The sequence below is a fragment of the Bariatricus sp. TF06-38A genome (genome assembly GCF_027690675.1).
Classification (GTDB): domain Bacteria; phylum Bacillota; class Clostridia; order Lachnospirales; family Lachnospiraceae; genus Allocoprococcus; species Allocoprococcus comes.
On the sequence record NZ_JAQFCE010000049.1, the window covers coordinates 1 to 399 of the forward strand.

1 protein-coding gene is annotated in these 399 nt (G+C 36.6%); it reads left to right on the top strand.

From position 1 onward, the window contains the following. Positions 1 to 399, top strand: a 399-nt coding sequence (locus PG418_RS18780; protein ID WP_498837866.1) for a P-loop NTPase family protein, incomplete at both ends; no start/stop codon positions are given.

The following is a 399-nucleotide window of genomic DNA, read 5'->3' on the forward strand; positions in this document are numbered from 1 at the left end:
GACAGAAAAGCGTATGAAGAAGAACAAAAATATTTTAAAGACAAAGAACACCGGGAATTAGTCAGTAGAAATACGAGCATCTGTTTTGACGAGAGCAGGATGGAAGAGTGGACATTTGAAAATGCAGATATGTCAGATGCGGTAATGCATAAGGCAAAAAATTATGTTGATAACTGGGAGGAAATGAAAAGAAATCATATGGGTTGTTTGTTTTGGGGACCGGTTGGTACCGGGAAAAGTTATATTGCCAATGAACTTCTAAAGCAGGAAGTAACAGTAAAGATGACAAATTTCAATACCATTATCGATGATATATTTCCACTGGCAGACAAAACGGAATATATCAATGCATTGGCTTCATATCAGCTTTTGATTATTGATGATCTTGGTGTGGAACGA